We start from the raw sequence: 26192 nt of genomic DNA, 5'->3' as shown, positions 1-26192 counted from the left end.
TGCCGGTCAGACCCCCACCGGGGCGAGCGACATCACGTCAGCCGGCGAGCTCGCGCAGCGACGGGAGCAGCAGGCGCAGCGCCCGGCCGCGGTGCGAGTCGGCGTCCTTCTCCTCCGGGGACAGCTCCGCGCTGGTGCGGGTCCCGCCCTCGGGGACGAAGATCGGGTCGTAGCCGAAACCGTTGGCTCCCCGGGATTCCCGGATGATCGTGCCGCGCCACTCACCGCGCACCACGGTCTCGCCACCGTCGGGCAGCACGAGCGCGGCGGCGGAGACGAACGCCCCGCCTCGCCGCTCGTCCGGCACGTCCTTGATCTGGCCGAGCACGAGGTCGAGATTCGCCTGGTCATCGCCGTGCGCACCGGCCCAGCGCGCCGAGAGCACACCTGGCATCCCGTTGAGCGCGTCGATCTCCAGGCCCGAGTCGTCGGCGACGGCGGGCAGTCCCGTCGCCCGAGCCGCGTCGGCGGCCTTGGCGAGGGCGTTGTCCTCGAAGGTGGCACCGGTCTCCGGAGCTTCCGGGAACTCCGGCACGTCGGCCAGCCCCACGACCTCCAGGCCCGTGACGCCCTCAGCTTCGAGGATGCGGCGCAGCTCGACGAGCTTCTTCTGGTTGCGGGTGGCCAGCAGCAACCGGCTCATGCCGCGCCCCCGGGCAGCTCACCCGGGTACGGCTCGGCGAGCGCGGTTTCCTGCAGGCGAGCGAGCTCACCGCATCCGGCCAGCGCGAAGTCGAGCATCTTGTCCATGGTCGAACGCGTGTAGGTGGCGCCCTCGCCGGTGCCCTGCACCTCGACCAGGGTGCCGTGGTCGGTGGCGACCACGTTCATGTCGACCTCGGCGCGCGAGTCCTCCTCGTAGGGCAGGTCCAGGCGCACGCGGCCGTCGACGACGCCCACGCTGACCGCCTGGATCGCGCACGACAGCGGCTTCGGGTCGGACAGCCGACCGGCAGCGCCCAGCCACGTCACCGCGTCGGCCAGCGCCACGTAGGCGCCGGTGATCGCGGCGGTGCGGGTTCCGCCGTCGGCCTGGATCACGTCGCAGTCCAGGGTGATGGTGTTCTCGCCCAGCGCCGCCATGTCGATGCAGGCGCGCAGGGACCGGCCGATCAGCCGGGAGATCTCGTGGGTGCGGCCGCCGATGCGGCCCTTCACCGACTCGCGGGAGCCGCGCGTGTTGGTCGCCGAGGGCAGCATCGCGTACTCGGCGGTGACCCAGCCCAGTCCGGAGCCGGTCCGCCAGCGCGGAACGCCCTCCTGCACGCTGGCCGCGCACAGCACCCGGGTACGGCCGAACTCCACCAGCACCGAACCCGCAGGCCAGTCCTGGTATCCCCGCGTGATCTTCACATCGCGAAGCTGATCGTCACTACGCCCATCCGCTCTAGCCACGGCTCAACCCTAAGCCCAGGCCCCGACCGACCGTCGAAGGCCCCGGCCGCACCGGCACGCCCCGGCGACGAGGGAGCCGTTCCAGTTTCGCGCGAAGTTCGAGTCCGGAATCTCGCACTCGAATTTCGCGCGGAATTGGAACGGCCTCACACCTCGTAGGTGGCGCCCGCCTGGACGAGCTGGGTGGGGCCGTCGAAGGTGGCGCGGGCCTCGGCGTGGATGGCGCTGTGGTCGGTCCAGGGCACCAGGTGGGTGATCAGCAGCCGCTCGGCGGCCGCGGTCTTGGCGACCTCGGCGGCCTGGCGGCCGGAGAGGTGGACGTTCATCGGGGCGTCCTCGTGGTGCTCCCAGGACGCCTCCGCGAGCAGCACGTGGGCACCGGCCGCCAGCTCGTCGAGCTGGCCGCACGGCCCGGTGTCACCGGTGTAGGCGAGCACCCGGCCCTCCGCCTCGACGCGGAATCCCCAGGTCGGGCACAGGTGCGCGACCTCGACCGCGCGGATGGTGAACGGCCCGACGGTCACCGGCTCGGTGCCGACCGGGCGGAAGTCGAAGACGTCGGACAGGTCGGTCTCGGCGAGCTCAGCGGCCGTGGGCGCGTACAGCGCGGCCAACCGCTCCGGGGCGTTGTCCGGGCCGAACACCGGCAGCCGCCGGGCGCGCGGGTCGTACGGCGGGTGGGGCCGGTAGCGCCGGTAGACCGTCAGCGCGCCGAAGTCGGCGCAGTGGTCGGGGTGCAGGTGGCTGAAGAACAGCGCGTCGAGGTCGAACGGGTCGATGAAGCGCTGCATCGCGCCGAGCGTGCCGTTGCCCAGATCCAGCGCGATGCGGGTGTCACCGGATTCCAGGAGGTATCCGGAGGCGGGCGAATCTGGCCCGGGAATGCTCCCGGCGCAGCCGAGGACCGTCAGCTTCATGCGACAGAGCCTGACACGCGAAGCGGCAGTACGGCATCGGCCGAGGGAGCCGGACCGAGAAAGCGGCGGGCCAATCGGGCGAAGCGCTCGGGTTCGCCGGTGACCCGGAACTCGTGCTCGGGCAGGTTGTCCGCTTCGGCGAGGCGGTCCTGCTCGGTGAGCACCCGGACGACGTCCTTGGCGGTCTCCTCCGCGCTGGACACCAGCGTCACCTGCTCGCCCATCGCGAGTTGCAGCACACCGGTCAGCAGCGGGTAGTGCGTGCACCCCAGCACGAGGGTGTCGACGTCGGCCTGCTGCAACGGGTCGAGGTAGTTCTGCGCGAGCCCGAGCACCTGCCGCCCGCTGGTGATGCCGCGCTCGACGAAGTCGGCGAACCGCGGGCAGGCCGCCGTGGTCAGCTCGATGTCCGGCGCCGCGGTGAAGGCGTCGTCGTAGGCCCGGGAACGGATGGTGGCGTCGGTGCCGATGACGCCGACGCGCCGGTTGCGCGTGGTGGCCACGGCCCTGCGGACCGCGGGCAGCACGACCTCCACCACGGGGATGGAGTAGCGCTCGCGGGCGTCGCGCAGGCAGGCCGACGAGGCGGTGTTGCAGGCGATGACCAGCATCTTCACGCCCTCGTCGACCATCGCATCGGTGATCGCCAAGGTACGGGAGCGGATCTCGGCCAGCGGCATCGGCCCGTAGGGGGCGTTGGCGGTGTCACCGACGTAGTGGACGGTCTCACCCGGCAGCTGGTCCATGATCGCTCGGCTCACGGTCAGCCCGCCTACGCCGGAATCGAAGATCCCGATCGGAGCGTTGGTCACCCGGCCAGTGTGCCAGGCTCGGCGCCCGAAACCCGTCGCCTAGTGCTGCGCGCCACCAGCCACGTGGCCATCGCCCCACCGACCGCGCCGAAGAGGTGGCCCTCCCAGGAGATGCCGGGCTGGCCGGGCAGCACGCCCCAGAGCATGCCGCCCCAGTAGAAGAACAGCACGACGGCGACCAGGATCTGGGCGATGCTGCGCTGGGCGAATCCGCGCAGCAGCAGGAACACCATCCAGCCGAAGATCACGCCGGAGGCGCCGACGTGGTAGCCGGAAGCTCCGATCAGCCACGTCCCGAGGCCGGCGACGATCCACACCACGGCGGTGACGCCGATGAACTGGCGGATCCCGCCCGCGAGCAGCAACCAGCCGAGCACGAACAGCGGCAGCGAGTTGCTGATGAGGTGCTGCCAGCCGAAGTGCAGCATCGGCGCCCAGAGGATGCCGTCGAGACCGTCGACGGTGCGCGGGAGGATGCCGTTGGCGTCGAGGTCCATCGCCGGGTTGGGAGCCGGGGTCGCCGCGTCGTAGAACTCGATGCCGAACAGCACCGCGATGCAGACGAGCATGCCGAACGCGGCCCGCAGCGGATTCGCGGGCAGCACTCGCGGACGTGGGCGTTCCATCGGGCGTGTCACGCCTTCGAGCGTAGCGCCAGGAATGACCCCGGGGATCGGGATCGACCCTGATTCCGACCGCGCCGCGATTGAGCATCGAGTGGGTTTCGGATCATCGGGGTTTCCGCCATCTGGCCCCATCGGATGATCTTCGCGGTAAGGTTCGGCCCCGTTGCGTCCGGTGGTCGAAAGGTGAAGTGTGCACGCCCAGGTCGACATCGCAGTTCAGGCGACGGCGCGTTCCGGACAGGCGCCGACCTGGGACGTAGGCACCGAAACCCTGCTGTGGACGGATCCGCGGGCGGGTGAGGTGCACCGCTACCGCCCAGGCCACGCGAACGCGACGATGACGTTGCAGCAGCGGACCGGCGGCGCGAAGCCCCGCAGCCGAGGCGGCCTGGTGCTGCACCTGCAGGAGGGCATCGCGCTGTTCGACGCCCACGGCGAGCAGCGCACCTGGCTGGTCTACTGGGCCCGCGAGGGCGTGCAGGCCGGCGCCACGATGGTCGACCGCAAGGGTCGGCTGTGGGCCACGACGATGCGCGAGGACGAGTCCGGCGACGGCTGGCTGGCGCGGGTGAACCCGGACGGCTCGGCGGGTGTGATCATCAAGGACCTCAGGGCCGGGTTCGGGCTGGCCACCAGCCCTGACGACTCCCGCTTCTACATCGCCGACGCGGGCACAAGCCGAATCGAGGTCCTCGACTTCGACGTCAACGCGGGCCTGATGGGCAACCGGCGCACCCTCTGCGAGGTCGGCGGCCAGCCTTCCGGCCTGGCGGTGGCCACCGACGGCTCCCTCTGGACGGCGGTCCGCGACAAGGGCGAGCTCCACCGCTACACCCCCAGCGGCGAGCTCGCGGAGACGATTCCGCTGCCGGCTCAGCGCCCCACCAACCTCTGCTTCGGCGGCCAGGACCTCCACGACCTCTACATCACCACGGCCCGCGAGGACCTCCCGTCCCCCACCAGCACGGACGGCACGGTCCTCACCCTCCGCACGACCACGGAAGGCCTGCGAGCCTTCGCCTTCACAGGCTGACCACCCACCCCAGACCGACCCGGTCCCGCCCCGGATTACGGCGGTAATCGGGTCCCCGATTACGGCGGTATTCCGAGTTGCGGTGGGGGCCGGGTGCGAAAAACCCCGCCTCCTTTGGGGGAGGCGGGGTTCTTCGGTGGGGGTTACGCCCAGAGTTGGCCTTCGAGGCGTTGGGCTGCTTCGTCGATGGTGCCGCTGTAGGCGCCGGTGGAGAGGTACTTCCAGCCGGCGTCGGCGACGACGAAGGCGATGTCCGCGGACTCCCCAGCCGCGGCCGCCTTCTCGGCGATCGTCAGGGCCGCGTGCAGGACCGCGCCGGTGGAGATCCCGGCGAAGATGCCTTCGTTCTCCAGCATCTGCCGGGTCCGGCGCAGGGCGTCGTAGGACCCGACGGAGAACCGCCGCGTGAGCACGTCGGGATCGTAGAGCTCCGGCACGAAACCTTCGTCGAGGTTCCGCAGCCCGTAGACGAGCTCGCCGTACCGGGGCTCGGCGGCCACGACCTGAACGCCGGGCTTGTGCTCGTGCAGGTACCGGCCCACGCCCACGAGCGTCCCGGTGGTGCCGAGACCGGCCACGAAGTGGGTGATGCTCGGCAGGTCCCGCAGGATCTCGGGCCCGGTGCCCTTGTAGTGGGCGTCGGCGTTGGCGGCGTTGCCGTACTGGTAGAGCATGACCCAGTCGGGGTTCTGCTCGGCCAGTTCCTTGGCCATCGCCACGGCCTGGTTCGACCCGCCGGCCGCGGGCGAGGAGATGATCCGCGCACCGTATGCCTGCAGCAGCTGGCGCCGTTCCTCGGAGGTGTTCTCGGGCATGACGCAGACCAGGCCGTAGCCCTTGAGCTTGGCGGCCATGGCCAGCGAGATACCGGTGTTGCCCGAGGTGGGTTCGAGGATGGTGCAGCCGACGGTGAGCCGGCCTTCCTTCTCGGCGGCCTCGATCATGTTCAACGCCGCCCGGTCCTTGATCGAACCGGTCGGGTTGCGGTCCTCCAGCTTCGCCCACAGCCGCACGTCGGGCGCGGGCGAGAGGTGCGGCAGCCCGACGAGCGGGGTTTCACCCAGCGCGTCGAGCAGCGAGTCGAATCGAGCCACGGGATCCTCCCGCGTCAGCTCATGCCGCCGGCGACGGCCGGCAGGATGGTGACGTTGTCGCCGTCGGTGACCTGGGCTTCCAGCCCACCGGCGAAGCGGACGTCCTCGTCGTTGACGTAGACGTTGACGAACCGGTGCAGGTTCCCCTCCTTGACCAGGCGGTCCTTGAGGCCGTTGTAGTTGGCGTCGAGGTCGTCGATCACCGCGGCGAGGTTGTCGCCCTTGGCCTCCACGGACTTCTGCCCGTCGGTGTGGGTCCGCAGGATCGTGGGGATGGAAACGTTGACTGCCATGGGGAATCCTCCTGTCCACAAAGGACTACATAGGGAACGCGAACAACGGACTTCGGGCGAGCCGCGGATCAGTCGCGGTCGGGAACCTCGTCGCTACCGGTGTGGGCGAACATGTACGACTCCACGACCTCCACCGGCTCCTCGGTGACCTGGCCATCGAGGATGCGGTAGGAGCGCAGCTCATGGGTCTGCGGGTCCCGCGTGGACACGAGCACGTAGTGCGCGTTGGGCTCCGAGGCGTAGGAGACGTCGGTGCGCGACGGGTAGGCCTCGGTAGAGGTGTGCGAGTGGTAGATGACCACCGGCTCTTCATCGGCGGAGTCCATGCCCCGCCACACCTTCAACTGCTCGGCGGAGTCGAACCGGTAGAAGGTGGGCGAACGCTCGGCGTTGATCATTTCGATCAAGCGTTCCGGACGGTCGGACCCTTCCGGTCCGGCAATCACGCCGCACGCCTCATCCGGGTGGTCCCGTCGGGCATGCGCGACCATCGCATCCACGAGGTCGCGTCGGATCACCAGCACAGCAACCATCCTAGTAGGTGGGGCACCGGCCTCCCAGCATCTGGAAACCGCGGGCGAACCGGTGCGGGTTCGTCGTTTCGGCAAACGACGTTCCACGATGATTCATTCCCGCGCGGAGGGGTAGAGGCGCGTGTAGCACGTCACCTCCCCGACCGGCTCGGCCGCGAGCATCCCGCGGACGATGGCGCGTTCGACGACGTCGGCGGCCACCGCGCTGAGCTGGTCCAATCGTCTTGCCCAGCCGGGCTCCCCCGGCTCCGGGAGAGCGTGACCGGTGCCCGTGGCCAGGCCGAACACGGTGTCGCCGTCGACGAGCAGGTGAGCGGGCCGGACGGCGCGGGCCAGCGCGTCGTGACCGGCCACGGCCAGGCGCCTGCACTCGGACTTGCTCAGCTTCAGATCGGTGGCCACGACGCCGAGGGTGGTGTTGAGCGGCCGGTCGACTGGTCCGTTACGGCCGGGTCTCCCCTCGTAACGCGACCGCGCGGCTTCCACTTCGCGGGAATCGGGTGCGCGGAGCCCCGGGGCGGACGTCCAGGGCAGCCCGGTGTCGGGATCGATGGCCGATCCGGCGGCGTTGACCACCACCAGCGCGGCGACGGTGGTGCCGTCGGGCAGCACGGCGCTGGCGGTGCCCACACCGCCCTTGACCGGCCCGACCACGGCTCCCGTCCCGGCCCCGACGTTGCCCTGGCGGGTCTCGGTCCGGGTGGCGTTGTCGCAGGCCCGGTAGCCGAAGTCGGCGTCGGGCCGGTTGCCCCAGTCGTTCATCGGCACGTCGAAGATCACCGCCGCGGGCACCACCGGCACGACCTGGCCGGGCCCGCCGACGGGGACGCCGTGGCCGCGCTCGCCGAGCCAGCGCATCGCGCCGTCGGCGGCGGCCAGCCCGTAGGCGCTGCCGCCCGCCAGCACCACGCCGTTCACGCGCTGCACGAGGTGGCTGGGTTCGAGCACGTCGGTCTCGCGGGTGCCCGGCCCTCCCCCGCGCACGTCGACGGCGGCGGTGGCACCACCGGGGGCGATCACGGCGGTCGCACCGGTCGCCCAGTGCTCGTCGAGCCGCTGGTCATGGCCCACCAGCAGGCCCTCCACGTCGACCAGCACGTCCAGTTCACCCGGCTGCAACGGCATCGCGCACCTCCCGTCGATCACGTTAGCCCGAGGTAAAGGAAGCTCGCCGACCGTTGTCCTGCCGTCTCCGCCTGTTCATCGTCACTTCTCAGCTCGCAAGACCTGGAGGCTGAGATGACGACTGCAAACCGCGATGTGGCGGTTCGCTCCGAACGCCGAGTGATCGGCAACGTAGTGCGAGGTTCCATCGGAAACCTCATCGAGTGGTACGACTGGTACGCCTACACGGCGTTCAGCATCTACTTCGCCGCGACGTTCTTCCCGAAGGGGGACTCGACCGCGCAGCTGCTCAACACCGCAGCGGTGTTCGCCGTCGGGTTCCTGATGCGCCCGCTGGGCGGGTGGATGCTGGGCCGCTACGCCGACCGCTTCGGCAGGCGCGCGGCGCTGACCCTGTCGGTCACGCTGATGGCGTTCGGCTCGCTGATCATCGCGCTGACCCCGGGTTACGACTCGATCGGCCTCGCCGCCCCGATCCTGCTGGTGGCGGCTCGCCTGCTGCAGGGCCTCTCGGTCGGCGGCGAGTACGCGACCTCCGCGACCTACCTCTCGGAGGTCGCCACCGAGGGCAAGCGCGGTTTCTACTCCAGCTTCCAGTACGTGACGCTGGTGTCCGGTCAGCTGGTCGCGCTGGGCGTGCAGATCATCCTGCAGCAGGTGCTCTCCGGCGACCAGATGGAGGCCTGGGGCTGGCGGATCCCGTTCGTCATCGGCGCCGTCGGCGCGCTGGTCGTGCTGTGGCTGCGGCGTGGCATGGACGAGACCGAGAGCTACAAGACCTCGTCGGAGTCCGGTGCCGAGCAGGGCACGGTCAAGGCGTTGCTGCAGTACCCGAGGGAATGCATGCTGGTGGTCGGCCTGACCCTCGGCGGCACGGTGGCGTTCTACACCTACACCACCTACCTGCAGAAATACATGGTCAACACGGGCGGCATCGACAAGCCCACGGCCGCGTGGATCAACTTCTTCGCCCTGCTGGCCTTCGGCGTCCTGCAACCCCTGGCCGGTGCGCTGTCGGACCGGATCGGACGTCGCAAGCTGCTGATGTTCTTCGGCGTCACCGGCACGCTGCTGACCGTTCCGCTGATGACCGTGCTGGGCGGCACGCAGAACCCGTACGCGGCGTTCCTGCTGATGATGGGCGGTCTGGTCATCGTCACCGGCTACACCTCGATCAACGCGATCGTGAAGGCCGAGCTGTTCCCGACCAACATCCGAGCCCTCGGCGTCGGACTGCCCTACGCGCTGACCGTGGCGATCTTCGGCGGCACATCGGAGTTCGTGGCGCTGTGGCTCAAGCAGGCGGACATGGAGAGCGCGTTCTTCTACTACGTCTCCGGCTGCGTGCTGATCTCCCTGCTGGTCTACCTGCGGATGCGGGAGACCTCGAAGGATTCCCGGATGGAGAGCTGATGACCGGCACCGGCCATACTCTGCCCTCGGAGGTGTGGCCGGTGCGGGTTCTGCTCGTCGAGGACGACGACGGCGTGGCTGACGCGCTCGTTGACGTCCTCGACTCCCACGGACACCGGACGACGCGCGTCAGCCGCGGTTCGGATGCCCTGCTGCGGCACCGGGACCACGACCTGGTGCTGCTCGACCTCGGCCTGCCGGACACCGACGGCCTGGAGGTGCTGCGCAAGCTCCGGCGCATCGGCCCGGTGCCGGTCGTGGTGCTCACCGCGCGCGGCGAGGAGCGGACGGTCGTGCGCGGCCTGCGCTCCGGCGCCGACGACTACCTGGTCAAACCAGTTCGGATGGCCGAGCTGCTGGCCCGCATCGAGGCCGTCGTCCGGCGTGGCAGGCGCCCCTCCCCCGGTTCCGAGCAGGTCGAGGTCGCCGACGTGCGGATCGACCTCCGAACCCGGCGGGTGCAGGTCGCCGGATCCGAGGTGGAGCTCACGCCCAAGGAGTTCGACGTCCTGGCGATCCTGGCTGCCGAAGCCGGCACGGCGGTGAGCAGGCAGCGGCTGATGGACGAGGTGTGGGGCGACGCCTACCTGGCGGTCTCGCGGTCGCTGGACGTGCACATCGCGCAGCTGCGCGCCAAGCTCGACCGCCCGGAACTGCTGGTGACCATCCGCGGCTTCGGCTACCGGCTGGGCGACGATGCGTAAGCGGCTGCTGCTGGTGCTGCTGACCTTCTCGGTGCTGGCGGTGGCCGGCTTCGCCGCGCCGCTGCTGCGCGCCACCGCCGCCGAACGCACCCAGCAGCTGGTGCTGGCCCGCAACGCCGACCTGGACCGCTTCGCCGGGCTGGCCGATCACGCCTTCGGCACCGGTGACGCCGCGGTGCTGCGCGCCGAGGCCCGCCGCTACACCGATCTCTACGGCGAGCCCCTGGTCGTGGTCGACGCCGCCCGCGCACCCGTGGTGGAGACCGGCGGGGTGCGCGCCGCCGACGTGGCCGGGCCGATCGACAAGGCCCTGCGCAACGAGCCCGCCGGGGCGGTGCAGTGGCTGCGCCCGTGGTCGCGGGAGCAGCTGGTCCGCTACCGCCCGGTCGGCGACGGGACGCGGGTGACCGGTGCGGTCGTGCTGGAGGCCTCCGTGCGGCGGGCCACCACCGACATCGCCGCGCACTGGGCGCTGATCGCGTCGGGCGCGTTGACCGCGCTGGTGGTGTGCGGACTGCTCGCGCTGGTGCTGGCCCGCTGGGTGCTGCGGCCGCTGGCCGACCTGGGCGCCGGGGTCCGGGCGATCAGCGCGGGGTCCCGGCGTTCCCGCGTCCCGGTCGATGCGGGCCCACCTGAGCTGCGAGAGCTCGCCGCGTCGTTCAACCGCATGTCGGAGGCGGTGGCCGAGGCCGACGAGCGGCAGCGGCGCCTGGTCGCCGACGCCTCGCACCAGCTGCGCAACCCGATGGCGGCCCTGCGGCTGCGGGTCGACGCGCTGGAGCGGCGCATCACCCCCGACGGCGAGGGGACCTACCGCTCCACCGTCGGCGAGGTCGATCGGCTGGAAGCGCTGCTGGACCGGCTGCTGGCGCTGGCCAACGCCGACCGGGCACCGGCGTCCGGCGAGCCGGGGGACGTGGCGGCGGCGATCGCCGACCGCGTGCGGGCGTGGCGCTCCGCGGCCGAGGACGCCGGTATCTCGCTGACCGCACCCGAGGCGGCACCCGCGCGGGTGGTTCTGTCCACTGAGGACTTGGCGCAGGTGCTGGACGTCCTGCTCGACAACGCGGTGAAGTACGCGCCCGGCGCCTCGGTCGAGGTGAGCTGGGACGGGCGCGCGCTCACCGTCGCCGACACCGGACCCGGGTTGTCGGACGACGAGATCTCTCTTGCGCCGCAACGCTTCTGGCGGGCCGATCACCACCGCGGCAGCCGGGGCAGCGGGCTCGGGCTGGCCATCGCCGGGCAGCTGCTCGCCGCGCACGGCGGCGAACTGCGCATCGCGCGCACGCGACCGCACGGGCTGACCGTGCGCCTCGACCTGCCGGAGGTGCGGTGATGCGACGGCGCGCGTTCCTCGGACTGGGCCTGCTGGCCGCGTGCGGACGCACCGAGCCGGTGCGCGAGCTGCGCATCGCCTCGGGTGAACCCGGCGGTTTCTACACGGCTTTCGGCACGCTGCTCGGCGCCGAGATCGCGGCCGCGGAACCCGACGTGCACCCGGTGGTGCTGCCCAGCCAGGGCAGCGTGGACAACCTGGAGATGCTGCGCGACGGCCGCGCCGACCTGGGCATGGTGCTGGCCGACGCCGCGCACGCGGCCCTCGCCGGGGAGCTCGGACCGCAGGTCCCGCTGCAGGCCGTCGGCCGGGTCTACGAGAACTACACCCAGCTCGTGGTGCCCGCCGACTCCCCGGTGCGCGACCTCTCCGAGCTGCGTTCGGTGTCCATCGGCGCTCCGAGGTCCGGCACCGCGCTGATGGGGGCGCGCCTGTTCGCCGACCGGCCCGAACTGCGCACCGAGATGCTCCCGCTGCTGGAGGCGGTCACGTCGCTGGAGCAGGGCCGCATCGAGGCTTTCCTGTGGTCGGGCGGACTTCCGACTCCGCTGCTGAAGACCCTCGACGACCGGATCGGGATCCGCCTGCTCCCGCTGAACGCGGCGGCCGCCCGCTGCACCCCCGTCTGCGACCAGCTCCAGGTGCCGCCGGGCGCGTACCGGAACACCTCGGGGACGGCCACCATCGGCGTCCCGAACATCCTCGCCTGCACCCCGAACCTGCCCGATGACCTCGCGGCGGCGGTGGTCCGGGTGCTGGTGCGCAGGGCTCCGTTCCTGGTGCCGCGCGAAACCGTCGGGACCCAGTTCCTGGACGTCCGCAACCTCATCGGCACCGGCGAGGTCCCCCTCCACCCCGGCGCCACGGCCACCTACCGCGACCTGCACGGTTAGCACGTCTCGACATCGGTTGCCCATGGCGGTTTTGGTCTGGATCGACCCGGCAGAACCGGCATCAACCCCGGGCAGTACCGCCCGGGGGTGAGGCTTCCGCGCCGAAAACCCGCGGCCTCAGCCGAGCAACGCCCCCACGAGGGAGTCCTGGACCCAGGTGAGCCACTGGTAGACGCCGAGGTGCTCGCGGCGGAGGTCGTCCTCGGGCAATTCCTCGGGCATGTCGTCCTCGACGTCCAGCGCCGTGCCCAGCGCCAGGCGGACGTCGTTGAGGGCGGTCAGCCAGTTGTCGGCCTGCTCGCTGGTCAGCTTGACCTTGCCGCCCATCGGTGGGCAGGTCTCCAGGACGAGCTGCGCCGCGCCGGTCTTGGCCTCCAGCAACGCCGGTTCGTGCAGCGAACGCATCGCGCCGGCGGCGTCGGTCTCCTCCTCGTCGGTGTCCCCGGTGTCCGGGTCGCGCCGGTAGAAGTCCGGCAGCAACCGCGCGACCACCCGGTCCTCCGGAGGCGTGGCCGGTCCGGTGCGGATGCCGGTCAGCTCGGCGAGCTCATCCTTGGGGGCCTCGTCGGCGCGGGCGGTGAGCATGTCCTTGATCTGCCCGACCAGCCCGCGGATGACGGCCGCCTCCTGCTGGGAGAGCTCGGCCTGCACGTGACCGTTCTTGGGGGTCCAGCCGTCCACTCACGAATCCTTCTGCATCGTCGCCCACAAGCCGGCGGAATGCAGCTTCGCCACATCTCCCTCGACCTTCTCCTTGGAACCCGAGGAAACCACCGCCTTGCCCTTGTGGTGCACGTCCAGCATCAACTTCGTAGCGTGATCCCGGGAATACCCGAAGATCTTCTGGAGCACGTAGGTCACATAGGACATGAGGTTGACCGGGTCGTTCCAGACCACGGTCACCCACGGCTTGTCCGTCGTGCCTTCGGCGTCCTGCTCGAGTTGCGCGCGCTCGATTTCAGCGGGCGAGGTCATGCCCCCATCGTCGCACGACCCCATAACACCCGTGCCCACCGCACGAACAAATCTCGACAACAGCTCTGGTCGTGGTCCTCCTGCGCAGCGGAACCTGAGTCACCGGCGCCACTGCTCGCGCACGCCACTCGGATCCCCCACACGCACCACGTAATCTCGTGCTCATGAGCTCTAGCACCGCGCTGCTGACCGACCACTACGAGTTGACGATGTTGGCCAGCGCTCTGCGTGACGGGACCGCGCACCGCGAGTGCACGTTCGAGGTGTTCACCCGGCGGCTGCCCAACGGGCGCCGCTACGGCGTGACCGGCGGTATCGGCCGAGTGCTCGACGCGGTGCAGAACTTCCGGTTCGGCGAAGCCGAGATCGCCCAGCTCGCCGAGCACGACGTGGTCGACGACCTCACCTTGGAGTGGCTGCGCGACTACCGGTTCAGCGGGCAGATCGACGGTTACCCGGAGGGCGAGCTGTTCTTCCCCGGCTCGCCGCTGCTGACGGTGCGCGGCACCTTCGCCGAGGCCGTCGTGCTGGAAACCGTGGTGCTGTCGATCCTCAACCACGACAGCGCCATCGCCGCCGCTGCCGCGCGCATGGTCTCGGCCGCCAACGGACGGCGGATCATCGAGATGGGCTCGCGCCGCACGCACGAGGAATCCGCGGTCTCGGCGGCGCGCATCGCCTACCTGGCCGGATTCACCGCCACCTCCAACCTGGAGGCCGGGCGCCGCTACGGCATCCCCACCGCGGGCACGGCCGCGCACGCCTTCACCCTGCTCCACGACTCGGAGCAGTCCGCGTTCGAGTCGCAGATCGCCGCACTGGGCACCGGCACGACGCTGCTGGTCGACACCTACGACATCAGCCGGGGCATCGACCTGGCCGTGCAGACCGCCGGGACCGGGCTGGGGGCGGTGCGCATCGACTCCGGTGACGTGGGCGTGCTGGCCCGCCAGGCGCGCGAGCAGCTCGACCGCCTCGGCGCCACCAACACCCGGGTCGTGGTCTCCGGCGACCTCGACGAGTACGCCATCGCCTCGCTGCGCGCGGAGCCCGTGGACGGCTACGGCGTCGGAACGTCGCTGGTCACCGGCTCGGGGGCGCCCACGGCGGAGATGGTCTACAAGCTGGTGGAGGTCGACGGCCGTCCGGTGGCCAAGCGCAGCTCGCACAAGGAGTCGCGCGGTGGCCGCAAGGCCGCGATCCGCCGCTACAAGGAGACCGGCACGGCCGTCGAGGAGGTCGTCCACGGCGTCGAAGCCGAGCCGGCGCTCGGACCGCACGACCGCCACCTCCAGATCCCGCTGATCCGCGACGGCAAGCTCGTCGACGACCTGCCGACGTTGGAGCAGGACCGCGAGCGGCTGCGCCGCGCCCTGGTGACCTTGCCGTGGGAGGGCCTGAAGCTGTCCCACGGCGAACCGGCCATCCCCACGACCTTCCTCGGAGCCTGACATTACGAAAGAATCGGGCATCGAATCCGCACGAGGGGAGGCGCGATGGGCAGGGCGTTGATCATCGTGGACGTGCAGAACGACTTCTGCGAGGGCGGAGCGCTCGCGGTCGCCGGGGGTGCCGGGGTCGCGGCCGCGATCTCGGAGTTCCTGGCCGACTCCGAGCATGAGCACGTCGTGGCCACCCGCGACTACCACGTCGACCCGGGAACCCACTTCAGCGACGAACCGGACTTCGTGAGCTCCTGGCCGAAGCACTGCGTTGCGGGCACGGCGGGCGCCGCGTTCCACCCCGAACTGGACATCAGCCCGGTGACCGCGGTGTTCTCCAAGGGCCAGTACAGCGACGGCTACTCCGGTTTCGAGGGCGTGGACCGCACCGACATGGACCTGCTGACCTGGCTGCGGGAGCGGAACGTGCACGAGGTCGACGTCGTCGGCATCGCCACGGACCACTGCGTCCGCGCCACCGCGCTCGACGCGCTGAAGGCGGGCCTGGACACCACCGTTCACCTCCAACTCACCGCCGGCGTGTCGCGCGCGACCGTCGAGCAGGCCCTCAACGACCTCGACGAAGCCGGCGCCACCCTCCTGGGAGAACCCGTGGTGGTCTCCTGACTCGTCGCGTCGGGGGTCGGCGGTAGATTTCCCGGGTGCCCACCTCTGTCCCGCGATGGTCCGACCCGGTCGCGTTCGAGTCCGATGACGCCGACGAGCTCCCACCGGAGCTCGTCGCCGACCTGGAGCGCGCGAACCGGGCCGACTCCGAAGAGCCCTCGCTGCCGCTGGGCAGAGCCCGCGAGGACATCCCCGACCTCGCGACCCTGATGAAGGTCGCCGTCGAGGCCGTCGGCGGCGTGCCGCGCGAGGGCCAGGCGCAGATGGCCGAGGCCGTGGAGCACACCATCACCACCGGTGAGCACCTCGCCGTGCAGGCGGGGACCGGCACCGGCAAGTCGTTGGCCTACCTGGTCCCGGCGATCCGGCACGCCGTGGCCGACGGCACCACCGTGGTCGTGTCCACCGCGACGATCGCGCTGCAACGGCAGCTGGTGGACCGCGACCTGCCGCGGCTGTCCGACGCGCTGGCCGAAACCCTGGGCCGCAAGCCGACGTTCGCGATCCTCAAGGGACGCCGCAACTACCTGTGCCTGAACCGCATCCACGGCAACGCGCCGTCGGAGCCGGACGAGGACGCGCTGTTCGACGCCTTCGCCGCCTCCGCGCTGGAACGCCAGGTGCAGCGGGTGCAGGAGTGGTCGACCGAAACCGAGACCGGTGATCGCGACGAGCTGGTCCCCGGCGTGACCGATCAGGCGTGGCGGCAGCTGTCGGTCACCGCGAAGGAATGCCTGGGCGTGCACCGCTGCCCGGTCGGCACCGACTGCTTCGCCGAGCGCGCCCGCGCCACGGCCGGTCGCGCGGACATCGTGGTCACCAACCACGCGCTGCTGGCCATCGACGCCCTCGACGACCGCCCGGTGCTACCCGAGCACGACGTCGTGCTGGTCGACGAGGCCCACGACCTGGTGGACCGGGTCACCTCCGCCGCCACCGGCGAACTCACCGCGAGCGCGGTGAAACTGGCCGCGCGGCGCTGCGGCCGGGCCATCGACGAGGAGACCGCCGACCGCCTCGACGAGGCCGCCGAAGGTCTGGAACTCGTCCTCGAGGACTCCTCGCCGGGCCGGTTGGAGGAGCTCCCGGAAGCCCTCGGCCGCGCGGTGACCGTGGTCCGCGACTCCGCGTGGGCCTGCATCTCGGCGCTGGGCCCGGAGCGCAAGGAGGACGTCGAGGGAAGCACCGCCCGCAAGCTCGCACACGCGCTCACCGAGGACGTGCACGACACCGCGGTCCGACTGCTGGAGGCCTTCGACGAGGCCCAGCAGCACGACGTCGTGTGGGTCTCCAACGAGCCGAACCGGCCCAAGGCCGTGCGGGTGGCGCCGATCGGCGTCGGCGGCCTGCTGCGCGACCGGCTGTTCGGCCAGCGCACGACGGTGCTGACCTCGGCGACGCTGTCGCTGGGCGGATCGTTCGACACGCTGGCCCGCCAGTGGGGCCTGCCCCCGCAGCAGCAGGTCGAGTCCGCGGCGGGGATGGCCACCGCGAAGGAGGCCCCCTCGGACGGCGGGACGCTGAAGTGGACCGGGATGGACGTCGGGTCGCCGTTCGAGCACCAGCGCAGCGGCATCCTCTACATCGCCCGCCACCTGCCCCCGCCCGGCCGCGACGGGCTCCCGCCGCAGGTCCTCGACGAGATCACCGAGCTCGTGCAGGCCGCGGGAGGCCGCACGCTGGGCCTGTTCTCCTCCCGCCGCGCCGCCGAGCAGGCGGGTGAGGAGCTGCGCAAGCGGCTGTCGACGCCGGTGCTGTGCCAGGGTGACGACACCACGGCGCTGCTGGTCAAGCGCTTCGCCGAGGACCCGGAGACCTCGCTGTTCGGGACCCTGTCGCTGTGGCAGGGCGTGGACGTACCGGGCGACTCGCTGCAACTGGTGATCATGGACCGGATCCCGTTCCCCCGGCCCGACGACCCGCTGGCCTCGGCACGCCAGCAGCGGATCTCCGAGCACGGCGGCAACGGATTCCTCACTGTCGCCGGGACGCACGCGGCGCTTCTGCTGGCCCAAGGCGCCGGTCGGCTGCTGCGGTCGCCGAACGACCGGGGCGTGATCGCGGTCCTGGACCCGCGCCTGGCCACCGCCCGCTACGGCGGTTTCCTCCGGGCGTCGCTCCCGCCGTTCTGGACCACCCACGACCCCGACGTGGTCCGGGGCGCGCTCAAGCGCCTCACCGCGGGCTGACCGAGCGGGTTGTGCTGCCCACAGTCGCTCACGCCGCGCGCTCGACTGCGGGTAGGTTCATCCGGTCCCCTCGACCCTTGGGAGCGTTGCCGTGTCCGAACGCCCGTCCTCGCCGGCCGCGAACCTCGCGCGCACCGTGGTGTTCGCCGCCTTCATCGCCGTGCTCGGGATCTTCCCCGGCTTCTACCTCGCAGGTGCCGCGGTGCCGGTCGTCCTGCAGAACGCCGGACCGCTGCTGGCGGGCAGTATCCTCGGCGCCCGGCGCGGAACCGCGTCGGTGCTGCTGTTCGCGGCGCTGACCGCGATCGGTCTGCCGCTGCTGTCCGGCGGGCGCGGCGGCATCGCCCCGTTCCTGGGCCCGAGCGGCGGGTTCCTGCTCGGTTGGATCCTGTCCGCGCTGGTCGTGGGCCTGATCGTGCAGCGCGCGGCGAAGCCGGGGCTCCCGGTGCTGCTGCTGGCGAACCTCGCGGGCGTGGCCGCCGACTACCTGATCGGCATCCCCTACTGGGGTTTGATGATCGGTGATCTGCCGTCGGCGGCGGTGCAGTCGCTGGTGTTCCTGCCCGGCGACGCGGTGAAGCTGGTGGCGGTGTCGCTGGTGGCGGTGGCCGTGCACCGGGCCGTCCCGCAGGCGCTGGCAGGTGCGGCGCGGCGGCCGGCCGAGAGCTGACGTGCTGCCGATCCTCGGGCGCGAACCCGCTTCGCGCGTCGGTGACCTGACCGGGCCGGAGCTGGCCTCGGCCGCGCACCGGGTCGCCCGACGGCTGCCGCCGGGCTCGCGGGTGGCCATCTCCGGATCGGACGAGACCGCCAGGCTGATCCACTTCCTGGGCGCTGACCTGGCCGGATGCGCGTCGCTGCTGGTCGACCCGGACTGGCCGGACCTCGACGCGGTGCTGGACGACGCGCGCCCGGAGGTGTTCCTCGACGCCGACGCGCCGCTGGGCGAGGACCTGGGCACCGAGGCGCCGGTGGGCGACGAGTCGACGTGGTTCTACCTGCCCACGACCTCGGGGAGCACGGGACGGCCGAAGGTGCTGGCGCGGTCGCGCGGCTCGTGGCTGCGCAGCTTCGCCGCCCTCGGCCTGCCGCTGAAACCCGCCGACCGGGTGCTGATCCCCGGGCCGCTGAGCTCGTCGCTGTTCCTCTTCGGCGCCCTGCACGCCCTCAACGGCGGCGCTGACCTGAGACTCCTGGGCCGCTGGTCGGCGTCGGCCGCCGCCGAAGCAGCGCGCGACGCGACGGTGGTCCACCTGGTCCCGGCCCAGCTGTCGGCGCTGCTGGCCGTGCTGGAGCACGACCCGCTGCTGCGGTCGCAGTGCGCGCTGCGGCTGGTGGTGTGCGGTGGCTCGAAGGTCGATCCCGCGTTGCAGGAGCGCCTGGCGGAAGCGGTGCCGGGCTGCCGCCTGGTCGAGTACTACGGTTCGGCCGAGATGTCGCTGATCGCGGTGCGCCACGACGAGCGGCTGATGCCGGTGGTCGACGTCGCGGTCCTCGACGGTCGCCTGCTGGTCCGCTCCGACCTCGCCTTCGACGGCTACCTGGAACGCGGCGAGCTCGTCCCCGCGTCCAGCGACTGGACCGGTGACCAGGCCGTTCAGCATCCCGACGGCGCACTGGAGATCCTGGGCCGCGCCGGTGCGGTGATCGACACCGGTGCCCGGTTGGTCGCGATCGAGGCCGTGGAGGCGGTGCTCCGGGAGGTCGACGGCGTGCTGGACGTGGTCGTCGCCGCCACCCCTCATCCGCGCTTCGGCTCGCTGGTCACCGCGGTCGTCGAGGGCGACGCGCGACTCCCCGACCTGCGCGCCCACGCCCGCGGGAAGCTGCACCCCGCCGAGCGCCCGCGCCGCTGGCTGTCCGTCGACGCGCTGCCCCGCACGGCGTCCGGCAAGCCCGCCCGCGCGGTGATCGCCGACCGGCTGAGCAGCGGGGAGCGGCTGTGACCCCGGTGATCATCGCGGCTCGCCGATCCCCGATCGGCGAGGCGGGCGGTCTCCTCCGCAACGTCGAGGCCGACCGGCTCGCAGCCCCGGTGCTGCGCGCGGTCCTCGACGACGCCGGGATCGACCGCGTCGACGACGTGCTGCTGGGCAACGTCCTCGGGCCCGGTGGCAACCCCGCCCGGGTGGCCGCGCTGCGCGCCGGACTCGGCGAGGCGACCCCGGGGATGACGATCGACCGCCAGTGCGCCAGCGGGCTCTCGGCCATCACCACCGCCGCCTCGATGGTCTCCGGCGACGAGTTCTTCCTGGCAGGAGGCGTGGAGAGCCCGTCGACGGCGCCGTGGCGAGCGTGGCGGCCGAGGAACGCGACCGAGCCGCCGCGCTTCTACCAGCGTGCCCCGTTCGCCCCCTCCGACATCGGCGATCCCGACATGGGACCGGCCGCCGACCTGGTCGCCGCCGAAGCCGGCATCGGCCGGGAGCGCCAGGACGCCTTCGCCGCCCGCAGCCACGCGCGCGCCGTCGCGGCCCAGGACGCGGGTGGCTTCGACGCCGAGCTGGTGCCGATCGGCTCCGCGACCAGTGACGAACGCCCCCGCCGGGGCTTCACCCCGGAGCGCCTAGCCCGGTTCCGCCCGGCCTTCACCCCCGACGGGACGGCGACCGCCGCGAACTCCTGCGGCATCAGCGACGGTGCTGCGGCGGTGCTGGTCACCAGCGAGGAGCAGCGCGCGAAACTGGGCGTGCCGGGTCTGCGGCTGATCGGGTGGCGGACCTCGGGCGTGGACCCGAACCGGCTCGGCCTGGGCGCGGTGCCCGCGATGCGCGCGCTGTGCGAGCAGCGCACTCCGGAAGTCGTCGAGTTCAACGAGGCCTTCGCCGGTCAGGCCCTCGCGTGCCTGGACGCGGCCGGCCTCGATGATGAGCTGGCGGGGCCCGATGGCGGCGCGATCGCGCTCGGGCACCCGTGGGGCGCGTCGGGCGCGGTCCTGGTGGTCCGGTTGTTCAGCCGGATGGTCCGGCAGGACGGGCCGCGCATCGGCATGGCCGCGCTGTCCTCCGGCGGCGGGCTGGGCGTGGCGACGATGTGGGAGCGAGTCGGTTGATCGAGTTCGAAGGCGTCGGGCACAGCTACGACGGGCGCGCGGTGCTGGACGGCGTGGATCTGCGGCTGCCCGAGCGGCGGGTGGCCTTCGTCGGCGCCAACGGTTCCGGCAAGTCCACGCTCGCCCGGATGATCAACGGTCTGGTGCGGCCGAGCCGGGGCCGGGTGCTCGTCGACGGGCTCGACGTGGCCCGCAACGGCCGCGAGGTCCGCCGCCGCGTCGGGTTCGTCTTCACCCACCCCGACAGCCAGATCGTCATGCCCACCGCCGGTGAGGACGTCGCGTTCTCGCTGCGCAAGCAGGGCCTTTCCAAGGCCGAGCGCCAGCAGCGCGCGGTCGAGATGCTGGCCCGGCACGGGCTGGAGGGCTACGCCGAGCATCCCGCGCACCAGCTCTCCGGCGGCCAGAAGCAGCTGCTCGCGCTGTGCTCGATGCTGGTGCTGGAACCGGACGTCCTGGTCTGCGACGAGCCCACGACCCTGCTGGACCTGCGCAACAAGCGGCACTTCGCCGAGGTGCTGGCCGGGCTGGAGCAGCAGGTCGTGCTGGTCACCCACGACCTCGACCTGCTCGCCGGTTTCGACCGCGTCATCGTCCTGGATCAGGGGCGGGTCGTCGCCGACGACGTCCCGGAGACGGCGGTCGGCCTCTACCGGGAGCTGATCGGGTGAACCCGCTGGGCCTCTACGAGCCGGGGACCAGCCCGCTCCACCGCTTCGGCGCGGGCTGGAAGCTGCTGGCGCTGCTGGTCTTCGCGATCGTCATGTTCGTCCTGAGCGCCCCGGCTTCGCTGGCGGTGTGCGTGCTGGCGGCGGTCGGCGGCTACGCGGTCGGGCGGATTCCGCTGCGCCGCGTCTGGCAGATCGGCCGGTTCCTGATCCCGCTGGTCGCGATCGTCTTCGCCCTCCAGTGGTGGATGCTCGACCTCGCCCGTGCGGAGACGATCAGCCTCCGGCTGCTGGCCACCCTCGCGGCGGCGAACCTGTTCACGCTGGTCACCAGGGTCGACGACCTGGTCACCTCGGTGGAACGAGCGCTGAGCCCGTTCGCCCGGTTCGGCGTGCGCCCGGAACGGGTCGGGTTCCTGGTCGGTCTGACGGTCCAAGCCATCGCAGCCCTGTCCACGATCGCCACCCAGGTCCGCGAGGCCCAGCGAGCGAGGGGCGCCGACCGGTCCCTCCCGGCCTTCGCCATCCCCTTCCTGGTCAGAACCCTCCGCCACGCCGACGACCTCGGCGAAGCCCTCGCAGCCAGAGGCCTCGGCGACGACTGACCGCACCCTCCCGCGCCGAGGTGGGGATCCAAATTTCGCGCGAAATTCGAATCCCCCGAGCGGGCGCGCCTTGCGAGCGTGCTCCGCTCAGAAGCGGTCTTCTCGACCGGGGAGGTCGATGCTCCGCTGGCCAGGGGGAAGTTCGACAGCGGGCTGCGCCCGAGCCTAGGGCCACTGGGCGAGGACTGTGACCGTGCCGGGGTCGACTTCGGTGAAGCCCGCGTCTCTGACCATGGCGACTCGGGATTTGCGCCAGGCCGTTTCGGGGTCTTCCCCGGGGTGCAGGTCGGCCCAGGTTTCCGGGGACGCCTGGCGGACCGCGCACGGGTAGCCGTCGGCCGCCCAGGACTCCAGGTCGGCGTCGAGGCCTTCGCCGTGCAGCTGCGCTGCCAGGATCATCGTGGCGTGCCCGACCTGAGCTGCGGATTTGCCCGCGCTCATGGGGACGTCGGGGTTGAGCCACAGGACCGGGGCGCCGGCCCTGACCGGCCCCGGCTCGTCGGGTTCGAGTTCGCTGCCCGAGATCTGCAGGCGGCTGAGCTCCTTGGGCATGTCCGCGACCCGCATCGGCAGCAGCGCGCGGACCTCGGCGCCACCGACCTCGACGGTGATGCCGGGCAGCGCCTGCACCGCCTCCCAGTGCGCGCCCCGGGCGCGGCGGGTGACCTTGCGGATGCGGCCGGAGATCCAGCCGTGCATCGCCTCGTGCCACTCCCCCTCCGGCGCGCAGCGCTCGTCGAGGCAGACGGCGAGCGCCGCCGCGGCGGCCGCCTCCAGCAGCGCCGTGCGGGCCGGGGGTTCGCGGCGCTCGATGCGCAGCACCATCGGCATCAGCACGACGTCATCGGGATCCTCGTCCGAGGTGTCGGCGGTGGCCTCACCCGGTAGCGCGAGCCACTGGGCGTAGCGGGAGAGGAGCGGGTCGAGCACGGATAGCGGCAACACGATCTGCTCAACTCCCGCCGCGCCGCAGGTGTTCCGGAATCACTGGTCGAGTGGCACCCGTCGCAGGACGCCGTCCTCGGCGTCGGCGGACTCGATCTCGGCGCGCGTCACGCCCAGCACGAACAGGACCGTGTCCAGGAACGGGTAGGACAGCGCGGTGTCGGCGACCTCGCGCAGCGCCGGCTTGGCGTTGAACGCCACGCCGAGCCCGGCGGCGGTGAGCATGTCGATGTCGTTGGCGCCGTCACCGACGGCCACGCACTGCGCGGCGGGAACGCCGAAGGACTCGGCGAACTGGCGGAGCGCCTTGGCCTTGCCCGGCCGGTCGACGATCTCGCCGATGACCTTGCCGGTGAGCTTGCCGTCGACGACCTCCAGCTCGTTGGCCGCGCTGAAGTCCATCCCCAGCTCGTCCACCAGCTGGTCGATGATCTGCGTGAACCCGCCGGAGACGACTCCGGTGTGGAAGCCGAGCCTGCGCAGCGTGCGGATCGTGGTCCGCGCACCGGGGGTGAGCTCCAGCTCGGCGGCCACCTCGTCGAGCACGGTGGCGGGCAGCCCTTCCAGGACCGCGACCCGCTGGCGCAGCGACTCGGCGAAGTCCAGCTCACCGCGCATGGCGCGCTCGGTGACCTCGCGGACCTGGTCCTCGCAGCCGGCGCGGCGGGCCAGCATCTCGATGACCTCGCCCTGGATCAGCGTGGAGTCGACGTCGAAGACCACCAGCCGCTTGGCGCGGCGGGACAGACCGGTGCGCTCGACGGCGAGGTCGACGCCGGTGCTGGCGGCTAACGCGGCCATCGCCTCGGTGAGCTCGGCGTCGTCCTCCGCGTTCGGGGCCGTGACCTGCAGTTCGAGCCCGGTGACCGGGTAGTCGGCGACGCGGCGGATGGAGTCGATGTTGACGTTGATCTCCGCCAGGGCCCGGGACACGTCGCTGAAGTTGCGGGCGGTCACCGGCTGCCCGAGCACGACGACGGCGTGCGTGGAGCCGAGCTTGGCCGCGTCGATGTCCTCCGCGCCGATCTCGACGTCGACGACCATGCCGACCGTCGCCATCGCCTGTTCGACGGCCTCCTGCAGCCTCTCCGGGTCGATCTCGGTGGACACGAGCACGCCCAGCACGAGGCGGCCGCGGATCACCACCTGTTCCACGTCGACGATGTCCACGCCGTGGCGTGTCAGGGCGGCGAAGAGCACGGACGTGACACCGGGCTTGTCCTTGCCGGTAACGGTGATCAGCACGGTGGTCGCATGAGAGCTCACGACTGCGGTTGTTCCTCTCTAACCGAGAAAGGTGGACTCAGAGGGCGTGAGGACGGCTGTGGTCAAGCGGCGAAGCCGCTTTCTCCTTCACCACCCGAGCAGCTCGCACCGCCGCGGGTTCTGAAGGCTTTCGTGGCGAGTACGCCGCGACGCCGTGTATTGGCATACATCAGGAGTGGCGCACGGAGTCCACGGAAGCCTTCAGGTTCCGCTACCCGCGCCGCTACGTTTGCCATTGACCTCACCCTCGCGAAAACGCAACGAGCCCCGGCAGGCTTTTGGCCCGCCGGGGCTCGCCGTCGAGCTAGCCCTACCCTGGCACAACCGTGCCGTTCGGGGCTATCGACGAGGTCACTTCTCGGTGGTGTCGTCCCGGTCCGAGTCGTCCTTGGTCTTGGGCGGCTGAGTCAGGGTGGCGGTACCGCCAGCGCCTTCCTCGTGCTTGTGGGCCAAGGTCTTGCCGGTGAGGGACAGGTGAGCCTCGAGCCGCATCCGCTCGGAGATGTGCGGGTAGTGCAGCTCGAACGCCGGACGCTCGGAGCGGATCCGCGGCAGCTCCTTGAAGTTGTGCCGCGGCGGCGGGCAGGAGGTCGCCCACTCCAGCGAGTTGCCGTAGCCCCACGGGTCGTCGACCTCGGCGACCTCGCCGTACCGGTAGCTCTTGAAGATGTTGTACAGGAACGGGAGCATCGAGGCGCCCAGGATGAACGCGCCGATCGTGGAGATCGTGTTCAGCGCGGTGAAGCCGTCGGACTCCAGGTAGTCGGCGTACCGGCGCGGCATGCCCTCGTTGCCCAGCCAGTGCTGGACCAGGAACGTGCCGTGGAAGCCGATGAAGGTCAACCAGAAGTGCAGCTTGCCGAGCCGCTCGTCCATCATCCGGCCCGTCATCTTCGGGAACCAGAAGTAGATGCCGGCGAAGGTGGCGAACACGATCGTGCCGTAGAGCACGTAGTGGAAGTGCGCGACCACGAAGTAGGTGTCCGACACGTGGAAGTCGACCGGCGGCATGGCCAGCAGGACACCGGTGAGACCACCGAAGAGGAAGGTGACCAGGAAGCCGACGCTGAAGATCATCGGCGTCTCGAAGGTCATCTGCCCCTTCCACATGGTGCCGATCCAGTTGAAGAACTTCACACCGGTCGGGACCGCGATCAGGAACGTGGTGAAGGCGAAGAACGGCAGCAGCACGGCGCCGGTGGCGTACATGTGGTGCGCCCACACGACGACCGACAGCGCGGCGATGCCCAGGGTCGCGTAGACCAGACCCGAGTAGCCGAACAGCGGCTTGCGGCTGAACACCGGGAAGATCTCCGAGACGATGCCGAAGAACGGCAGCGCGACGATGTAGACCTCGGGGTGGCCGAAGAACCAGAACAGGTGCTGCCACAGGATGACGCCGCCGTTGGCCGGGTCGAAGACGTGGGCGCCCAGGTGGCGGTCGGCCATGAGGCCGAACAGCGCGGCGGTCAGGATCGGGAACGCCATCAGGATCAGCACGCTGGTGACCATGATGTTCCAGGTGAAGATCGGCATCCGGAACATCGTCATGCCCGGTGCGCGCAGGCAGACCACGGTGGTCAGCATGTTGACCGCACCGAGGATCGTGCCCAGACCGGAGACGGCCAGACCGGCGATCCACATGTCCGCGCCGTGTCCCGGCGAGTGCAGCGCGTCCGACAGCGGGGTGTAGGCGAACCAACCGAAGTCGGCCGCACCACCCGGCAGCAGGAAGCCGCTGACGACCATCAGGCCGCCGAACAGGTAGAGCCAGTAACCGAACGCGTTCAGCCGCGGGAACGCGACGTCCGGCGAGCCGATCTGCAGCGGAAGGATGTAGTTCGCGAAGCCGAACAGGATCGGGGTCGCGTACAGCAGCAGCATGATCGTGCCGTGCATGGTGAACAGCTGGTTGTACTGCTCCTGCGACAGGAACTGAAGTCCCGGAACGGCCAACTCACCGCGGATCAGCATCGCCATCAGGCCGCCGACCAGGAAGAACGCGATCGAGGTGACCAGGTAGAGGATGCCGATCTGCTTGTGGTCCGTGGTGCGGAACATCCGCGCCAGGAACGACCCCTTAACCGTTTTGCGCACCGGATAGGGGCGCGTGGCGATCGGCTGTGGCGCGACGGCCGTCACGGTGCCTCCTGCACTCCCTTTGAAGCCTTCTCGGACCCGGACGGATCCGCCCCGACCCGGGTTGGGTCGGTGACCGCATGCGCGGCCCGGCAGGAGCCCTGCCG

General features: G+C 71.1%; 27 protein-coding genes. 13 read left to right on the top strand and 14 right to left on the bottom strand.

What is annotated here, in order from left to right; all coding sequences use genetic code 11:
• Positions 1-37 precede the first annotated feature (37 nt).
• From rdgB to AB0J78_RS16130, 5 genes are all read right to left on the bottom strand, one after another.
• A complete protein-coding gene (gene rdgB, locus AB0J78_RS16150) occupies positions 38-643 on the bottom strand; it encodes an RdgB/HAM1 family non-canonical purine NTP pyrophosphatase (RefSeq protein WP_132676470.1) in 606 nt (201 codons plus the stop codon).
• Entirely contained in the window at positions 640-1395 is a 756-nt protein-coding gene (rph, locus tag AB0J78_RS16145) for a ribonuclease PH (RefSeq protein ID WP_363789696.1), read from the bottom strand. The genes rdgB and rph overlap by 4 nt, the downstream gene beginning before the upstream one ends.
• 146 nt (positions 1396-1541) lie before the next feature.
• The gene (locus AB0J78_RS16140) at positions 1542-2312 is read right to left on the bottom strand and encodes an MBL fold metallo-hydrolase (protein WP_363789695.1); all 771 of its coding nucleotides are present in this window, start codon (positions 2310-2312) and stop codon (positions 1542-1544) included.
• Positions 2309-3124 carry a glutamate racemase gene (murI, locus tag AB0J78_RS16135; RefSeq protein WP_363789694.1) on the bottom strand — a complete coding sequence of 272 codons (816 nt, stop codon included), beginning with the start codon at positions 3122-3124 and terminating at the stop codon, positions 2309-2311. The genes AB0J78_RS16140 and murI overlap by 4 nt, the downstream gene beginning before the upstream one ends.
• A complete protein-coding gene (locus AB0J78_RS16130) occupies positions 3121-3762 on the bottom strand; it encodes a rhomboid family intramembrane serine protease (RefSeq protein ID WP_363789693.1) in 642 nt (213 codons plus the stop codon). Before AB0J78_RS16130 ends, murI begins: the two co-directional genes overlap by 4 nt.
• Positions 3763-3940: 178 nt before the next feature.
• Here AB0J78_RS16130 and AB0J78_RS16125 point away from each other — a divergent pair, with 178 nt between their 5' ends.
• Positions 3941-4783, top strand: a complete 843-nt coding sequence (locus AB0J78_RS16125; RefSeq protein WP_363789692.1) for an SMP-30/gluconolactonase/LRE family protein — start codon at positions 3941-3943, stop codon at positions 4781-4783.
• A 143-nt stretch (positions 4784-4926) separates the two neighbouring features.
• On the opposite strand, the gene AB0J78_RS16120 is transcribed toward AB0J78_RS16125, so the two are convergent.
• The 4 genes from AB0J78_RS16120 to AB0J78_RS16105 form a co-directional block, all read right to left on the bottom strand.
• On the bottom strand, positions 4927-5877 hold the full coding sequence (locus AB0J78_RS16120) for a cysteine synthase (protein WP_363789691.1): 951 nt from the start codon (positions 5875-5877) through the stop codon (positions 4927-4929).
• Between the two features lie 14 nt (positions 5878-5891).
• The gene (locus AB0J78_RS16115; protein WP_363789690.1) at positions 5892-6170 is read right to left on the bottom strand and encodes a MoaD family protein; all 279 of its coding nucleotides are present in this window, start codon (positions 6168-6170) and stop codon (positions 5892-5894) included.
• Positions 6171-6238: 68 nt separating this feature from the next.
• Entirely contained in the window at positions 6239-6694 is a 456-nt protein-coding gene (locus tag AB0J78_RS16110) for a M67 family metallopeptidase (protein WP_363789689.1), read from the bottom strand.
• A gap of 102 nt (positions 6695-6796) precedes the next feature.
• Positions 6797-7828 carry a P1 family peptidase gene (locus tag AB0J78_RS16105; protein WP_363789688.1) on the bottom strand — a complete coding sequence of 344 codons (1032 nt, stop codon included), beginning with the start codon at positions 7826-7828 and terminating at the stop codon, positions 6797-6799.
• 114 nt (positions 7829-7942) lie between these two features.
• Here AB0J78_RS16105 and AB0J78_RS16100 point away from each other — a divergent pair, with 114 nt between their 5' ends.
• The 4 genes from AB0J78_RS16100 to AB0J78_RS16085 are packed head-to-tail and all read left to right on the top strand — an operon-like array spanning position 7943 to position 12177.
• On the top strand, positions 7943-9241 hold the full coding sequence (locus AB0J78_RS16100) for an MFS transporter (RefSeq protein WP_363789687.1): 1299 nt from the start codon (positions 7943-7945) through the stop codon (positions 9239-9241).
• On the top strand, positions 9241-9945 hold the full coding sequence (locus AB0J78_RS16095) for a response regulator transcription factor (RefSeq protein ID WP_363789686.1): 705 nt from the start codon (positions 9241-9243) through the stop codon (positions 9943-9945). The genes AB0J78_RS16100 and AB0J78_RS16095 overlap by 1 nt, the downstream gene beginning before the upstream one ends.
• Positions 9938-11284 (top strand): HAMP domain-containing sensor histidine kinase, encoded by a 1347-nt coding sequence (locus AB0J78_RS16090; RefSeq protein WP_363789685.1) that lies wholly within the window; start codon positions 9938-9940, stop codon positions 11282-11284. The genes AB0J78_RS16095 and AB0J78_RS16090 overlap by 8 nt, the downstream gene beginning before the upstream one ends.
• Positions 11284-12177, top strand: a complete 894-nt coding sequence (locus AB0J78_RS16085; protein ID WP_363789684.1) for a TAXI family TRAP transporter solute-binding subunit — start codon at positions 11284-11286, stop codon at positions 12175-12177. The genes AB0J78_RS16090 and AB0J78_RS16085 overlap by 1 nt, the downstream gene beginning before the upstream one ends.
• Positions 12178-12294: 117 nt before the next feature.
• Here AB0J78_RS16085 and AB0J78_RS16080 read toward each other — a convergent pair whose 3' ends face one another.
• Together AB0J78_RS16080 and clpS are read right to left on the bottom strand one after the other, a co-directional pair.
• A complete protein-coding gene (locus AB0J78_RS16080) occupies positions 12295-12858 on the bottom strand; it encodes a DUF2017 domain-containing protein (protein ID WP_363789683.1) in 564 nt (187 codons plus the stop codon).
• Positions 12859-13152: an ATP-dependent Clp protease adapter ClpS gene (clpS, locus tag AB0J78_RS16075; RefSeq protein WP_132625503.1), complete on the bottom strand. Its 294-nt coding sequence runs from the start codon at positions 13150-13152 to the stop codon at positions 12859-12861.
• A 164-nt stretch (positions 13153-13316) separates the two neighbouring features.
• Here clpS and AB0J78_RS16070 point away from each other — a divergent pair, with 164 nt between their 5' ends.
• The 8 genes from AB0J78_RS16070 (at position 13317) to AB0J78_RS16035 (ending at position 21735) form a co-directional block, all read left to right on the top strand.
• Entirely contained in the window at positions 13317-14603 is a 1287-nt protein-coding gene (locus AB0J78_RS16070) for a nicotinate phosphoribosyltransferase (RefSeq protein WP_363789682.1), read from the top strand.
• Between the two features lie 45 nt (positions 14604-14648).
• Positions 14649-15221, top strand: coding sequence for an isochorismatase family protein (locus AB0J78_RS16065; RefSeq protein WP_363789681.1), 573 nt, complete (start codon positions 14649-14651; stop codon positions 15219-15221).
• 209 nt (positions 15222-15430) lie between these two features.
• On the top strand, positions 15431-17410 hold the full coding sequence (locus AB0J78_RS16060) for an ATP-dependent DNA helicase (protein ID WP_363789758.1): 1980 nt from the start codon (positions 15431-15433) through the stop codon (positions 17408-17410).
• 91 nt (positions 17411-17501) lie between these two features.
• On the top strand, positions 17502-18080 hold the full coding sequence (locus AB0J78_RS16055; protein ID WP_363789680.1) for a biotin transporter BioY: 579 nt from the start codon (positions 17502-17504) through the stop codon (positions 18078-18080).
• Between the two features lies 1 nt (position 18081).
• Positions 18082-19356 carry an AMP-binding protein gene (locus AB0J78_RS16050; protein ID WP_363789679.1) on the top strand — a complete coding sequence of 425 codons (1275 nt, stop codon included), beginning with the start codon at positions 18082-18084 and terminating at the stop codon, positions 19354-19356.
• A gap of 5 nt (positions 19357-19361) precedes the next feature.
• The gene (locus AB0J78_RS16045; protein WP_363789757.1) at positions 19362-20462 is read left to right on the top strand and encodes a thiolase family protein; all 1101 of its coding nucleotides are present in this window, start codon (positions 19362-19364) and stop codon (positions 20460-20462) included.
• Entirely contained in the window at positions 20459-21133 is a 675-nt protein-coding gene (locus AB0J78_RS16040; protein ID WP_363789678.1) for an ABC transporter ATP-binding protein, read from the top strand. The genes AB0J78_RS16045 and AB0J78_RS16040 overlap by 4 nt, the downstream gene beginning before the upstream one ends.
• Complete coding sequence (locus AB0J78_RS16035; protein WP_363789677.1) at positions 21130-21735, top strand: energy-coupling factor transporter transmembrane protein EcfT; 606 nt, start codon at positions 21130-21132, stop codon at positions 21733-21735. The genes AB0J78_RS16040 and AB0J78_RS16035 overlap by 4 nt, the downstream gene beginning before the upstream one ends.
• A 165-nt stretch (positions 21736-21900) precedes the next feature.
• Here AB0J78_RS16035 and AB0J78_RS16030 read toward each other — a convergent pair whose 3' ends face one another.
• The 3 genes from AB0J78_RS16030 to ctaD all read right to left on the bottom strand — a co-directional run bounded on the left by AB0J78_RS16030 (position 21901) and on the right by ctaD (position 26088).
• Positions 21901-22680, bottom strand: a complete 780-nt coding sequence (locus AB0J78_RS16030; protein ID WP_363789676.1) for an aminoacyl-tRNA hydrolase — start codon at positions 22678-22680, stop codon at positions 21901-21903.
• 39 nt (positions 22681-22719) lie between these two features.
• Entirely contained in the window at positions 22720-23946 is a 1227-nt protein-coding gene (gene serB, locus AB0J78_RS16025) for a phosphoserine phosphatase SerB (protein WP_363789675.1), read from the bottom strand.
• A gap of 351 nt (positions 23947-24297) precedes the next feature.
• Positions 24298-26088: a cytochrome c oxidase subunit I gene (ctaD, locus tag AB0J78_RS16020; protein WP_363789674.1), complete on the bottom strand. Its 1791-nt coding sequence runs from the start codon at positions 26086-26088 to the stop codon at positions 24298-24300.
• Between the last annotated feature and the right edge of the window lie 104 nt (positions 26089-26192).

The sequence above is a fragment of the Saccharopolyspora sp. NPDC049426 genome (assembly GCF_040676935.1).
GTDB lineage: Bacteria > Actinomycetota > Actinomycetes > Mycobacteriales > Pseudonocardiaceae > Saccharopolyspora.
The sequence above is the reverse complement of the archived record's forward strand: the minus strand, read 5'-3'. Positions and strand labels throughout refer to the sequence as shown.

Excerpts from the sequence above, each read along its gene's own strand:
- AB0J78_RS16095 (WP_363789686.1), top strand. The coding sequence starts at position 9,241 with ATGACCGGCACCGGCCATACTCTGCCCTCGGAGGTGTGGCCGGTGCGG.
- clpS (WP_132625503.1), bottom strand. The coding sequence starts at position 13,152 with ATGACCTCGCCCGCTGAAATCGAGCGCGCGCAACTCGAGCAGGACGCC.
- AB0J78_RS16115 (WP_363789690.1), bottom strand. The coding sequence starts at position 6,170 with ATGGCAGTCAACGTTTCCATCCCCACGATCCTGCGGACCCACACCGAC.
- AB0J78_RS16070 (WP_363789682.1), top strand. The coding sequence starts at position 13,317 with ATGAGCTCTAGCACCGCGCTGCTGACCGACCACTACGAGTTGACGATG.
- AB0J78_RS16060 (WP_363789758.1), top strand. The coding sequence starts at position 15,431 with ATGAAGGTCGCCGTCGAGGCCGTCGGCGGCGTGCCGCGCGAGGGCCAG.
- AB0J78_RS16085 (WP_363789684.1), top strand. The coding sequence starts at position 11,284 with ATGCGACGGCGCGCGTTCCTCGGACTGGGCCTGCTGGCCGCGTGCGGA.
- AB0J78_RS16140 (WP_363789695.1), bottom strand. The coding sequence starts at position 2,312 with ATGAAGCTGACGGTCCTCGGCTGCGCCGGGAGCATTCCCGGGCCAGAT.
- AB0J78_RS16065 (WP_363789681.1), top strand. The coding sequence starts at position 14,649 with ATGGGCAGGGCGTTGATCATCGTGGACGTGCAGAACGACTTCTGCGAG.
- AB0J78_RS16090 (WP_363789685.1), top strand. The coding sequence starts at position 9,938 with ATGCGTAAGCGGCTGCTGCTGGTGCTGCTGACCTTCTCGGTGCTGGCG.
- rdgB (WP_132676470.1), bottom strand. The coding sequence starts at position 643 with ATGAGCCGGTTGCTGCTGGCCACCCGCAACCAGAAGAAGCTCGTCGAG.
- AB0J78_RS16105 (WP_363789688.1), bottom strand. The coding sequence starts at position 7,828 with ATGCCGTTGCAGCCGGGTGAACTGGACGTGCTGGTCGACGTGGAGGGC.
- AB0J78_RS16100 (WP_363789687.1), top strand. The coding sequence starts at position 7,943 with ATGACGACTGCAAACCGCGATGTGGCGGTTCGCTCCGAACGCCGAGTG.